The 12519-nt window shown below is 65.0% G+C and carries 10 protein-coding genes and 1 pseudogene; 7 read left to right on the forward strand and 4 right to left on the reverse strand.

The annotated features are described in order from the left end of the window. Window positions 1-49: 49 nt before the first annotated feature. Window positions 50-448, forward strand: coding sequence for a hypothetical protein (locus AB0L60_RS06950; RefSeq protein WP_364608396.1), 399 nt, complete (start codon window positions 50-52; stop codon window positions 446-448). Between the two features lie 124 nt (window positions 449-572). Here AB0L60_RS06950 and AB0L60_RS06955 read toward each other — a convergent pair whose 3' ends face one another. Then, entirely contained in the window at window positions 573-1313 is a 741-nt protein-coding gene (locus tag AB0L60_RS06955; RefSeq protein ID WP_364608399.1) for a hypothetical protein, read from the reverse strand. Window positions 1314-1888: 575 nt separating this feature from the next. On the opposite strand from AB0L60_RS06955, the gene AB0L60_RS06960 reads away from it, so the two are divergent. The 4 genes from AB0L60_RS06960 (at window position 1889) to AB0L60_RS06975 (ending at window position 6856) form a co-directional block, all read left to right on the forward strand. After that, entirely contained in the window at window positions 1889-2743 is an 855-nt protein-coding gene (locus tag AB0L60_RS06960; RefSeq protein WP_364608402.1) for a hypothetical protein, read from the forward strand. A gap of 3 nt (window positions 2744-2746) precedes the next feature. Continuing rightward, window positions 2747-4066: a hypothetical protein gene (locus AB0L60_RS06965; RefSeq protein WP_364608405.1), complete on the forward strand. Its 1320-nt coding sequence runs from the start codon at window positions 2747-2749 to the stop codon at window positions 4064-4066. Further along, window positions 4063-5958, forward strand: a complete 1896-nt coding sequence (locus AB0L60_RS06970) for a DEAD/DEAH box helicase (RefSeq protein WP_364608408.1) — start codon at window positions 4063-4065, stop codon at window positions 5956-5958. Before AB0L60_RS06965 ends, AB0L60_RS06970 begins: the two co-directional genes overlap by 4 nt. Before the next feature lie 91 nt (window positions 5959-6049). Next, on the forward strand, window positions 6050-6856 hold the full coding sequence (locus tag AB0L60_RS06975) for a DUF3883 domain-containing protein (protein ID WP_364608411.1): 807 nt from the start codon (window positions 6050-6052) through the stop codon (window positions 6854-6856). Between the two features lie 130 nt (window positions 6857-6986). On the opposite strand, the gene AB0L60_RS06980 is transcribed toward AB0L60_RS06975, so the two are convergent. Then, complete coding sequence (locus AB0L60_RS06980; protein WP_364608414.1) at window positions 6987-7391, reverse strand: very short patch repair endonuclease; 405 nt, start codon at window positions 7389-7391, stop codon at window positions 6987-6989. 152 nt (window positions 7392-7543) lie between these two features. On the opposite strand from AB0L60_RS06980, the gene AB0L60_RS06985 reads away from it, so the two are divergent. Continuing rightward, the gene (locus tag AB0L60_RS06985) at window positions 7544-8779 is read left to right on the forward strand and encodes a DNA cytosine methyltransferase (protein ID WP_364608417.1); all 1236 of its coding nucleotides are present in this window, start codon (window positions 7544-7546) and stop codon (window positions 8777-8779) included. 77 nt (window positions 8780-8856) lie between these two features. Further along, complete coding sequence (locus AB0L60_RS06990) at window positions 8857-9867, forward strand: DUF4928 family protein (RefSeq protein WP_364608420.1); 1011 nt, start codon at window positions 8857-8859, stop codon at window positions 9865-9867. 225 nt (window positions 9868-10092) lie between these two features. Here AB0L60_RS06990 and istB read toward each other — a convergent pair. Both istB and AB0L60_RS07000 read right to left on the reverse strand, forming a co-directional pair. Further along, window positions 10093-10946: pseudogene (istB, locus tag AB0L60_RS06995) on the reverse strand (IS21-like element helper ATPase IstB). Next, window positions 10943-12292: an IS21 family transposase gene (locus AB0L60_RS07000; RefSeq protein ID WP_364608423.1), complete on the reverse strand. Its 1350-nt coding sequence runs from the start codon at window positions 12290-12292 to the stop codon at window positions 10943-10945. Before AB0L60_RS07000 ends, istB begins: the two are co-directional and overlap by 4 nt. Window positions 12293-12519: the final 227 nt, after the last annotated feature.

The following is a 12519-nucleotide window of genomic DNA, read 5'->3' on the forward strand; positions in this document are numbered from 1 at the left end:
TAGCGTCGATTCGAAAGGGTTCTTCGATCTGACAGGAGACGCTGCGCCGATGGACGCCTACGACGCCTACAAGGCTCGGCTGAGCGAGACCTACCGCACTGAGCTCGACGCGCTCGCCAACCGGTTCGGGTCGACTGCTCAGATCGTGAACACCGGCGGCGGTTGCATGGCGATCGAGGCCGTCGTGGGCGAAGCGCCTGGAACCGATCACCCGTTGCTGCTGATGATCACCACTGTCGACAACGGCCTCGCCGAAGAGCGCGGCCGCATCTTGCACTGGTATGCGTGCCTATACGATGCAGACGACGGAGCCGATGCGCTTGCCGACGGCCACGACGTCCAATCCTTCGACACCGCTTGCGATCTCGCACTCAGCAACGCGAGAAACGGACTGCCGCCCTCCGAGGAGCTGTGCGCTTGCTTCCTCGTCTCCGATTCGGAGCGCTGAGGCGTGGGCACCGGCCACCCCCGATTGGCCGCCGCCCGCCACCGCTCTGCCTGACGGCGTCCCACGCACCACTCGAATACGACCACCGCGCGGAATCGGCGACCGGCTACCGTCGCCGATCCGACTACTCCGGAAAGACCCATCCGCCTTCGACGCGTGCGTGCTTGTACATTTCGACGAGAAGGCGATTCACCGCACTGATCGAGAAGAGTCGAACCCCGTTCACGATTTGCAGGTCATCGTCGGTTCGCTGGATCTCGAACAGTCTCATCCTCTCCAGCTGAGTGTTGTTCCAGTGCGCCGACTGCGAGGTGTTCTTCTTCCGCTCTCTCTCGATCACCTCGCGCCGCGCCTCGATGCTCGGCCGCTCTTGATCCTCGCCGACGTATGCGCTCACGCGCATCGGCTTGTCGTTCATGATCACCACGATGTCGGCCTTGAGCTTCCAGTCCGCCCGAGCGTCGTACAGAACGACGCCCACCTTCATCTGGTCTTCGATGGCCTCGGCCAAGCAGGAATACAGGTAAGTCTCGGCCATGCCGGATTCGTACCAGACCCCGACCCTCTGACGCATGCCACTCCGCAACTCGCCGCTGAAGTATTTCTTGTACTTCTGTCGGCTCGGATTCTTCTCGGTGTACGCCTTCTGGCAATAGTTGTAGAAGTCCTCGAATTCGAACAAGCGGTAGCCTGTACTGTGCCCATAGTGGCACATGGAGGTGAACAGCGCTCGCCAGGCCGGGAGCTTCCCGGCGTCCGAACCGACGCTCGGCCACACCCGCGGGTCACGTACGTCATTCGGCCGAAACTCTTTCAGCTTCCTCAATTCCTGGACGAACCGGCGTTCGAACATGTCGACGGACATCGGTTGAAACTCACCCCCAGCGGAACTCCGCACTCGCACGGATCTCTGTTCGATTCTGTGCACGCCCGCACAGGCCGTCAGCCTCGATCTGACGGTGCCGTCTCCATCGGAGCTCTTCACCGACGCCCGGGCGCGCCGATGGCGCGCCGACACCGGTCTCGCCCACTGCATGAAACCATGCTGGACGGTTGTGGGTTGCGCCATGTGCCAGAGCATCGCACGCCCCACCGACATTTTCTCGAATCCCTCTACACCGCTTAGGATCTCGAGCCTGTCGGTTGTCGAGTCCACCGGTTTCCGGCAATCGCGCAGCTGCCGCATCTCGCCCAACGTCTCGACGACGGCGCCAGTTCGCAAACGGGAGCGACGCCTGTAGAGAACCGACGGATCGGAATCATGTCGCACCCCCTCGGTACGCTGGGCGATCGAGCTTGGGTCGCAACAGATTTAGGTGATGCGAGTGATACAAATGATGGGCTGTCCGGATGGAGGACTTGGTTCCTCCGCGCTGACGCGCGAATTGCTCGACAGGACCGACGGCACGTCAAGAGTCGATCGAACAGAGGGGGATGGCCATGGGCGCTGAGGAAGCCGCACCGTGTCGCCACGCCGGTGCGCCACCGACAGCCGTCGTCAACAGCGTCTCTCGTCTGATCACGGACCTGGCCTCGGAGGAGAGCCTTCTCGGCCGGTACGGACTCACGGCTCAGGAGTATCGCGAGGCGTTGCCGGCCGCGATCGAGGGGATCCGGGGCAGCATGAGCGCGAGCGTCGGCGACAGGCGGCACTTCCTTGCCACGCTCTTTGAAGGCATGCTCCAGGACGGACACATCGAGGCTCTCGAGAAGCCGATGTACGGCGACGACACCGTGTACCGGTTGACGATCAGCGGGTACGGCGACGTCGCAGTCATCCAGAAGGGCTGCCCTGACGGCGCGCACAGCAGCGTCCGCTGGTCCGTTCCCGAATGGGCGAAGGAGACGTATCTGTGGTGGCTGTGCGACAGCATGCGATACGAGCCCGGAGAGCACGTCTCGAAAGGCGTGAATCGCCTGCGTCAGCGCTTCTTCGGCGAACTCCCCGGAACCGTCGACGGCGTGATCTTCCACAACCAGCTCTGCGGGCGCGGCCCACGCCCGTGCCCGAAGGCGGCGAGCTCCGCCGCCTTCGGGGGAATCGAGACGCCGCCGCCGTGCATATACGTCATGCCGGATCGTGAGCCGGACAGCTCGGTGGGCGCGGACGAGTGGAACTGGAACGGGACCCAGCAGCGGTTCTTTCCGACCGTCCTGCTACGGGCTTTCGGGATACCTGAGGAGAAGGCTCCGTCCTTCACAGGCCACGTCGGTTTTCAACGCCGGGCGGGCGCGCTGCGAACCACAATCACCTCCCGCTACGGCGGCATCCGAGTCACGACCTCCAGGAGCTGATCTATGACCGTCCCCGCCCTCGAACCGGACCGCGCAGCGTTTCTCGCCGCCAGGGAGAAGAAGAACCGTGTGACCGTTCCCGCCTGGCCGCGGGAGGACAAGGACATGCCGCAGGTCGAGTTGGAGGCCACCTGGGTCCGCTTCTCCACTCTCAATGGGCGGACTCGAGCTGAGCAGCTCCGCATGATCAAGACCACCGGCCGGCCCGATCTCTTCCAGTCCGATCCGCTCGGCCCGGACGCTCAGAAGGCCCAGTACGAAATCCTCTGCGGCCAGGACGGGTTCGAGGCGCTGAAGGACGATCTCCGCCACCGCGGCCAGCAGGAGCCTGCGATCATCACCGCTGACGGCGTCCTCATCAACGGCAATCGGCGTTCGGCTGCGATGCGCTCGCTCTTCGAAGACGGCGTTCTGAAGACCAAGTACGTGAAGTGTCTGGTCCTGCCGACCGATACGACCGCGGACGAGCTGGAGGATCTCGAAGCCGAGCTGCAGGTGGCGCGAGATTTCAAGGAGGGCTACTCCTGGATCAACGAGGCCCTGATGATCGAGAAGTACTACAACCGCGAGGGGAAGGACTGGGATCGGGTGGCGATCCGCATGCACCGCAAAACGAGCGATGTGCGCGATCTGTACGAGAAGCTGCAGCAGGTCCACCAGCTGGTCGCGTTGTCCGAGGGCGCACGCGACCACCTCAGCTTCACGGCGAACGAGTCGGCCTTCGACGAGCTGGCGGCGCATGTCCGCAACAAGCCGGCTCATGAGGCCGATGCCGTGAAGGCGGTCTACTTCCTAGGAACGCTGGCGGGAACCGAGTATCGGAAGCTCCGCAACCTCCGCCGCCCGGATGCCGCCGCGCTCGTCCGGGAGGAGCTCGAGAAAGAACCGGCGCTACGCCGCGTGTTGGAGACTGCTGACGCGCAGGCTTCGAGCGGATCGCCGGAGGCCCACGACGACCTCGACGACGTGCTGGGCGAGAGCGCGCCCGCCTCGCCCCTGCACAGCCTTCTTGGGTTCGTCGCGACGAGACGCCCTGAAGCGAACCTGACGCTGGTCGACGGCGAGAAGGTGAGCGTGCAGGACCTCCTAGGCAGCTTGAAGAGCTCGATCACTGCCGCCGCCGACGAAGCGGAGGAACAAGGTCGGGACAAGAGCGCGCTCATCGCGCCGATCAAGCGGGTGAACAAAGCGATCGAAGAACTTCAGCGGGCCGTCTCCGCGCTGCCCAAAGCGCGCGCGTTTCCCGAGTGGGACGAGTCTGGGCTGACCGCAGGCATCGCGACGATTGAGGAACTTCTGACGGCGCTCAAGGAGACTCATTGATATTCGCGGAGCTGTATCGGGCTGGCCGCCCGCTTGTGATCGTCGAGCGTCGCGAAGGTGCGAACGACGGAGCCTGGGCGCGACTGCAGGAGGCGCTCTCGCGGGGTGTCGTCGGCGGGTCGACGAACCGGACCGACGTCCGCGCCGATGTGTTTCTGGCCGAGCTCGCCGCGGTTCGCGAAGTACGAGATCTGTTCGGCCAGATGATCAAACTGGGACCGGCGCTCACCGAGCAGCTCCGCTCCCTCGCACAAGACCGGAAGGCCCGAGAGAAGGCTTTCACGGAGCCGGTCTCGGATGAGACGGACGATCTGGAGGCGGAGCTCCGTGACGCTGGTTTCAAGCGCGAGCTCAAGGCGTTTCAGCTCGAGAACCTGGCCAGCGTGCTCAGGCTTCCGCACGGTGCGGACTTCTCCGTGCCGGGGGCGGGCAAGACGACGGTCGCCCTCGCCAACTTCGCCCTCAACCGGGCGAGAGGCCGAGTGGAGCAGATGCTGGTCGTCGCTCCGATCGCGGCCTTCCAGGCATGGAAGGAAGACTCTGCAGAGTGCCTGTCGCCCGCTCCGTCGATCGCCATACACACAGGCTCCGGATCGCTGATACCCGATGATCTCGACATTCTGCTGACCAACTACAACCGCGTCGCCTCCGACTACGACCGCATCAGGGAGTTCGTCGCTCTGCGACCGACCCAGGTGATTCTCGACGAAGCCCACCGGATCAAGCGGGGTGAACAGGGCGTTCACGGCCGTGCCGTGCTCGATCTCGCCTACGCCGCGCGACGGCGGGACGTCCTCACCGGAACTCCTGCTCCGCAAGGGGCTTTCGACCTCATCGCGCCGATGAGATTCCTGTATCCGGGACAGGATCAGCAGATCCTTCCGGCCAGCGCGTACTTCGAGCGTTCCGGCCGAGACAAGGAGGTGCTCCGCGAGACCGGCGCGGCCATCTCACGCTATTTCGTTCGCACACCGAAGTCGAGGCTGGACCTGCCGCCGACGAATTTCGACGTGGTCACCGAGCCGATGCGGCCGATTCAACAGGCGATCTACGAGGCGCTTCTCGGACGATACCGCGGAGCATTCGCACTGGACCGCGACGCACGGCGGCAGTTCGACCGAATCGGGCGCGTGATGATGTACCTCCTGGAAGCCGCGACGAACCCGATGCTGCTGGTCGCCGGCTCGGATGAGAACGACATGCTGGAGTTCGTGCATCCCCCGCTCGAGCTGCGCGGCGACGAGCAGCTCACGCACTTGCTTCAGCGGTACCGAGAACACGAGATCCCTTGGAAATACGACAAAGTCGCGGAAATCGTCGCGGCCGCGGCGAAAAGAAGCGAGAAGGTGATCGTCTGGTCGACGTTCGTTCGCAACCTGAGGATCCTGGCGGCGCACCTCGAGGACTATGAGCCGGCCGTCGTCCACGGCGGAGTTCCGCCGGCCGACGGAGCCGCGCCCGGAGTCCTGACCCGAGATGCCGAGCTCGATCGATTCCGCAATGACCCCGATTGCACAGTCCTGCTGGCCAATCCCGCTGCGTGCGGAGAAGGCGTGAGCCTCCACCATTGGTGCCACCACGCCGTCTACATCGACCGCACCTTCAACGCCGGGCACTATCTCCAGAGTCAGGACCGAATCCACCGCCTCGGGCTCCGAGACGGCGTGCTCACCCGGTTCACCTTGCTGATCAGCGCCGAAACCATCGACGAGCTCGTCGACGGGCGTCTCCGCGAGAAGATCGTGGCCCTCGCACAGTTGATGGACGACCCCGGGCTCGTCCAGGTCGCGCTGCCGGAGACGGACACCGGAACCAGCGAACCGCCGGCCGCGACCGATGACGCCGCCGCGTTCACGGCGTATCTTCGCGCTGCGGACGGAAATGCTACCTAGACACGGGCTCTGCTATGGCGTACTGCTGCTCGCGCGTGCCGCGACCGTGGCTCCCCGTCACAGCGTCGACGACTGGATAGCGGCTGCGCGAATGCACGGATCCTTCCTCGCCGCCGCCATCGATCTTGAGGCTACCGCGACGATGCTCATCGGCAGCGGACTCGCGCGCATCGGGCGATCGCTGGAACTGTCACCGCAATTGGATGCCGCCACGGGTTGCCGCGATGTCGACGGGCTCTTACAAGTCGCTCGGCTCTTGCTGATCACGGCTCCTCCGGAGTGGCTGCGCCTGGCCGTGAACCGCGATGTCGTTACGAGAGAGTACATCCCGGCGAGCGACCTCGATTCTCTGCGATGGCTCGAACCGAACTTCGATAGGCTTCTCATCGAGGCGCACGACCACGCCTACTCGTCCGCTCAGACTGAGTGGCAGAAGCAGATCGGCGATGCCGCAGAGCTTTTCGTGCTCGAAGCGCTGCGATACTCCGGATTGAACCCCGTCCATGTAGCCCGGATATCTGACGTCTACGGGTACGACATCGAGGTTTTGGATCCGTTCACGGAGCGGATCGAGGTGAAGGCGGCGGGACCGCGGACGGCTCGAACGTTTCATCTCTCACGCAACGAGTTCGACAAGAGCCAACAGCACGGCGATGAATGGCGGCTGCTGCAAGTGGTCTTCCGGAGCTCGGCCTTCATCGCGGAAGAGCTCGACCACTCGCACATCGAAGGCGTCTACGAGCTTGATTCGCGCCTGCTTCGCCGAATCGTCCCACCGGACTCACCCCGGTTCCTATGGGAGGAGTCGGCATTGATAACACCGCCGAAAGAATCTTGGAGACACGCTCGCCTTGCTTTCGACCCGGGTTTCACGATTCCGGGATTCGATTCAGCGTGAGGAGATCTCGACCGGCTGGAGCGGACGACGCTGGGGCGCAAGGACTCTCGCAGCCGGGCACTGACTCGGTGGTCGGGAGCGCTGTGCGCCGAGCAATCAACCTCGATCCGATGGGGATGCCGAATCGGCATCAGCCGCAGTCATTCTCGCCCGCTCGTCTCGACCGCCGCGAGGATACGAGATTGAGTACCCGCTGAGCTGCCAACCGCGGGTCCTCATGTTCCCAGATGCGAACCACCGCCCACCCCGCCTCGGTGAGCCGGCGATCTGTATCCGCGTCGCGCATTCGGTTCTTCGCGACCTTCTCCGCCCAGTAGGCTCCATTTCTGACCGCCACCGTGTGGTGCTCGGGGCAGCCGTGCCAGAAGCACCCGTCCAGAAAAACGGCGACCTTGGGGCCCCTGAACACCAGATCGGCGGTGCGGCGCAGGCCCGGCACCGGGCGCGCCGCGACACGATAGCGGAGGCCGAGGGCGTGAACCGCACGCCGCAGCGCCAATTCGGGCCGGGTGTCTCGACTTCGATTGGCCTGCATGCTGGCACGCGCGCCTGGTGAGGATGCCCACGATTCCGTGATCTGTCCCACCCGTTCAAGATAGGCCCCACGACCTGAACAATGCGAGCCATCTCACGCTCTACACGCGGCGAACGGGCTATCTGTCGGCGCCGTCGCATAGGATCGACTCCGTGACTTCCGCCCTTGATCTTGGTCTTGCCCCGGCTGCTCCGGATGTTTCGGTCAAGATGCGGGAACGCATCGTCAAGGCGGTGTCGACGAACAGCGCGATGACGGTGTTCGAGGTCGCGGAGTTCTTCGCGGGAATCGGGTTGGCACGGCTCGGTCTGGAGCACGCGCGGAACACGAATTTCAAAGTCAAGTGGGCCAATGATCTCGACTTGGACAAGCAGCGCATGTATATCGGCCACTTCGGCGAAGGCGAGGCCCACTACCACCTCGAGGACATCCGCGTTGTCGCCGAGGATATCGAGACTGCGCGGGTGCCCAAGAACCTGAGTCTGGCCTGGGCGTCTTTTCCGTGTACAGATCTCTCTCTGGCAGGAGGCCGACAGGGCCTGGCCGGGCGGCATTCGGGTACCTTCTGGAACTTCACGGACATCCTGAAGCACCTCGGGGATGACCGCCCGCCGGTGGTCGCGATCGAGAATGTCAACGGCTTCGCCACGAGTCACCGCGGCGAGGACATCAAGGCGGCGGTGCGCCGTCTCAACGAGCTCGATTACTCCGTCGACGTGGTCACGTTGGACGCTCGTCGCTGGGTGCCGCAGTCGCGTCCGCGACTGTTCCTGATCGCGGCGCACCCCTTCCTCTTGAGTGACGTGAAGCTGGACGAACGTCGCGACACGGCACTGCGACCCAGCTGGCTCGACCCTGTACTGGACTCTGGCCTGCGCACGCATCGCGCTGAGTTGCCCGAACCTCCCGCCTTGCTCACTGAAGGATGGACGGACCTGGTCGACGACGACCGCGCAAAGGAAGTGGAGTGGTGGGACGAGACGCGCACCGCGAAGTTCTGCAGCGAACTCTCCCTTATCCAATCCGAGCGAGTGAAAAAGCTCGCCGAACAGGCTGGAGGCCGCCCTCAGTACCGCACTGCGTACCGTCGCACCCGGAATGGCAAGCCTGCGTGGGAGATCCGAGACGGCGACGTCGCCGGCTGCCTGCGTACCGCGCGCGGTGGGTCGTCGAAACAGGCGGTCGTCCGTATTCAGGGAGAATCGCTGCGGGTTCGGTGGATGACCGCCAGGGAGTACGCCAAGCTCATGGGAGCTCCCGACTATCGGCTCCCCGGCAATCGGAATCAATCGATCATGGGCTTCGGCGACGCCGTGTGCGTGAACGCAGTGCAATGGCTTGCCGAGGAGTACCTGGGCCCGCTGCTCTCCGGTGAGCTCGCCTGCTGAGCGAGTTCCCGCGAACGCCTCCGCGACGATCGACAACTTCACAGATCGACAGCTTCATACAGTAAGGACGTGGCACGATGGTCAAGCCGAACGGGCAAGAAGAATCCGCACAGCTCACCGCGACCGCCAAGACTCTGCTCGACGCGATCGAGCCCTGGTATGAGGGCAACCGGAACGCCAAGGGCAAAGTCGACTCCAACGTGATGTGCGCGGGACTGTACATCTCCGACTATCTCGCCGCCGCGTTCCCATTGACTCCCGCTGTGTACAAGGCGGACACCCAGGTGAAGGGAGCCAGCGGAGCCAAGGCGAAGGAACTGCTCGCCGACCACGGGGAGACGCGGAAGTTCACCAGTGAAGGCGGGCGCACTTCCCGCAAAACCATCGTCCTCGCCGAGCAATTGGCCGACACGATCAACAGCGCGGGCGCGGCGGCCGAAGTGAACGCTCTGGGGCCCTCCGAGCGACACGCATTGGCATGGATCCTGCAGGAGTGGTTCGTCGACCGCGTACGGGACGACTACTTCGGGCGGCAGAAGATCAGCGCCGACATCGACCCGTCCTGGTCGATCCGCACGATAGTCGCGAACCTCATCGCCGCTGGGCGCGAACGAGGCGGCAATACGGCCGGCGCAATCGTCCAGCATCTCGTCGGCGCCAAACTCCAGATCCGTTTCCCCGACGAGAAGATCAACGTGGAGAGCTACACCACCGCCGATCAGCAGACTGGGAGGGCCGGCGACTACCAGATCGGCCACACTGCGATCCACGTCACCATGTCGCCGAGCAGCCAAGTCTTCCAGGGCCGCTGCAAAGACAACATCCACCACGGTTTCCGACCGCGCGTGCTCGTTCCGAAGGATGAGCTGCGCAGGGCCGAGATCTACGCGGAAGACGCAGGCATCGCGAACAAAGTCGCGATCCAGTCCATCGAGGACTTCGTCGGGACCAACATCGAAGAAGTGGCGGGCTTCCGACAGGATCATGTGCGCGCCGAGCTACGGCGGCTCCTTGAGCTGTACAACGCCCGCATCGAGAAGGCCGAGTCGGATCACTCCCTCAAGGTCCAAATTCCCGAGAATCTGTAATCGGCTGCAGATCAACTTAGTGCGTCGAAGTTGATAGGCACCTCGACCCTGAAAACGATGGACTCTCTCTCGTTAGGATAGTTCGCTCGTTTCGGAAACTTCTTCGGGCGAACGCCATTCGACCAGCGCTGCCGAACCGCACCGGGACCGGGAAGAACTAGTGACTGCGCTCATCGAATCTCCCCGGCCGGGCTCGTCGAAATTCCCCACCCGTGAGCGTGCTGATTATAGGGGCTCCCGGTTCCCGGTCGTAGCGCGGCGGAGGTTGTCGGCGGTGGCCTGATGGTCCCGGAGCCGGTAGGAGTCGCCGTCGAGGTTGATCACCATCGACCGGTGCAGGAGGCGATCCAAGAGGGCTGCGGCGACGGTGTTGTCGCCCAGGATCTCTCCCCAGGATCCGACGCCGCGGTTCGTCGTGATCACGATCGAGGTCTTCAAATACCGTTGCGACACAACCTGAAACAACGCGGACGCCGCCTCGGCCGGCAGCGGCAGGTAGCCGAGTTCATCGATCATCAGCAGCGCCGGGCCGGCGTAGAAACGCATCGTGGTGGCCCAGCGTCCCTCGATCGCGGCCCGGTGACAGCGCGCGGCGAGGTCCGCGGCGGTAGTGAAATAGGTGCGGTAACCAGCGTGCGCGGCCGCGCGAGCAAGCCAGTCGCCAGGTGGGTTTTGCCTGTCCCGGGTGTGCCGATCAGCAGGACATTGGTCGCTGTCTCGAGGAATCGGCAGGTGCCGAGCTCGTCGAGCAACGGCCGGTCGATCCCGGATGCGGCATCGACGTCGAAGTTGTCCATCGATGCCGGGGTGGGCAGGTTCGCGAACCGCAGCCGGCCCGACAGGCGCCGGGCTTCGGTGTCGTCGACCTCGATCCGCAGCAGCTTCTCCAATGTCGCTGTCGGTGACAGGTTCTCGGTGACGGCGTCTTCGAGAACCTTCGGCAGCGCTTCGGCGGCGGCATGGAGTTTCAGCGTCGCCAGGTGTGAGCGGAGTTGCTGGTAGCGGGTCGAGGTCTCGTCGGCGCCGACGGCCTTGGTGGTGCGCCGGTTGGCCTTCTTCGGGGTGGTCGGGTTCGTCATTTGCGGCTCCTGGCGGTGGCGGCGCGCTCGTAGGCGGCCAGATCGGTGACCGTCGCGCCGGTCGTGGCGTCGGTGACGGTGGTGGGGTCGGCGGCGGCGCGCAACGCTGCGGCGGCGGCGCGGGCGGCCTCGCCCGGTGGGATGCGTTCCTTGCGGCGGTGCGGGCGGCCGGTGTCGGCCGCGGCCATCGCGGCGGCGTCCAGGGCGACGACGTGGCCGTGGTCGCGGACGGTCGCGCCGAGCCCGTCGGGCCTGCGTTCGTGGCGGGCGATCACGATCCCGGCGGTGGTGGCGATGTCGATGTGGTTGCCGCGCAACGGTTGCGCGACGACCACCGTCGCCGCCGCGAGTTCCGGTGGGACCGAGTAGCGGTTGCCGCGCCAGGAGATCATCGCCTGCCGCGACGCGATCCGGGGTTCGGCGACCATCGCCGGATAGGGCTCGGCGGGCTTGGGCCGCAACGGTTCCCGCGCCGCGACGGCCGCGACCGAGGCGCGGCCGTCGGCGGTCGGCCGCAGCCGGGTGTCGCCGCGCAGCGAACAGAACTTGTCCAGCGATGCCTGAGCTTGTTCGACGCTCGTCTCGTCGGCCAAGGTGCGCCACCAGCGTTGCGCGGCAGTGTGATTGGCCTTCTCGACCACGCCCTTGCGGTTCCCGCGCCGCGGCGGGCAGATCGCCGGCACCACGCCGTAATACTTGGCGACCGCGGCGAACGACGCGGTGACCTGCCCGCTGGCCGGGTGACAGACCGTGGACATCCGGTCGAACCGCCACGACCCGGTCACCCCGCCGAGTGCGCGGGCGACCCGGTCCAGGCCCTCGATCAGGTGCGGCTGATCGGTCGAGGGGGCGAGATAGCCGCGCCAGCGCCCGGAATGCGCGAGGGATCCGACGAGCAGGTGCGCGTTGGCACCCCATCCCCAATCGGCGGGCGGGTTCGGCAGATCGACCCAGTCCCATTGGGTTTCACCGCCGGGCGCGTGGGGGATGACGGCGTTGGGGCGTTCGGTAGCGGTCCGGCAGGCATGGCAGACAGGGCGCAGGCCGCGGGCTCGGATGTTGCGGGTCAGCGACTGATACGACAACGGGAAGCCGAGGGGTTCCAGCTCGTCGAGCAGGGTTTGCGCCCACAGGTGCGGGTCCTCGGCGAGGCGGGCGGTGACGTAGTCGAGGAACGGTTCGAACGGGTCGGGCTGGCGGCGTTTGCGGACGCCGGGGGTTCGTTCGCCGGCCAGGTAGGCGCGGACGGTTTTTCGGTCGCGGCCGGTGTGGCGGGCGATCTGGGAGATCGTCCAGCCTCGGGCGCGTAGGGCACTTATTTCCACATCTTCCTCACGTGTCAACATGGAAAAGCGGGCCTCCTCCGAAGGAAAGCTGCTGGTCAGGTGTGGTAACCACCAGCATTGGAGGAGGCCCGCCCTTCACGGCGGAGCCACACGGGACAAATGGGGAATTTCGGTGAGCGTCAGCGGGGAGATTCAGCGAGCGCCGTCACTAGCGGCAGACGTGACTGCGACATCACCGGGGTGGCATGGCAAGAGATCCTCGGCGCTGAGATCCAGTACGGAGGGTC

Source organism: Nocardia sp. NPDC051981, assembly GCF_040680715.1.
Lineage (GTDB): Bacteria > Actinomycetota > Actinomycetes > Mycobacteriales > Mycobacteriaceae > Nocardia.

Coding starts and splice junctions, on each gene's coding strand:
- AB0L60_RS06950 (WP_364608396.1), top strand. CDS start 50: ATGGACGCCTACGACGCCTACAAGGCTCGGCTGAGCGAGACCTACCGC.
- AB0L60_RS06955 (WP_364608399.1), bottom strand. CDS start 1,313: ATGTCCGTCGACATGTTCGAACGCCGGTTCGTCCAGGAATTGAGGAAG.
- AB0L60_RS06960 (WP_364608402.1), top strand. CDS start 1,889: ATGGGCGCTGAGGAAGCCGCACCGTGTCGCCACGCCGGTGCGCCACCG.
- AB0L60_RS06965 (WP_364608405.1), top strand. CDS start 2,747: ATGACCGTCCCCGCCCTCGAACCGGACCGCGCAGCGTTTCTCGCCGCC.
- AB0L60_RS06975 (WP_364608411.1), top strand. CDS start 6,050: ATGCACGGATCCTTCCTCGCCGCCGCCATCGATCTTGAGGCTACCGCG.
- AB0L60_RS06980 (WP_364608414.1), bottom strand. CDS start 7,391: ATGCAGGCCAATCGAAGTCGAGACACCCGGCCCGAATTGGCGCTGCGG.
- AB0L60_RS06990 (WP_364608420.1), top strand. CDS start 8,857: ATGGTCAAGCCGAACGGGCAAGAAGAATCCGCACAGCTCACCGCGACC.
- AB0L60_RS07000 (WP_364608423.1), bottom strand. CDS start 12,292: ATGTTGACACGTGAGGAAGATGTGGAAATAAGTGCCCTACGCGCCCGA.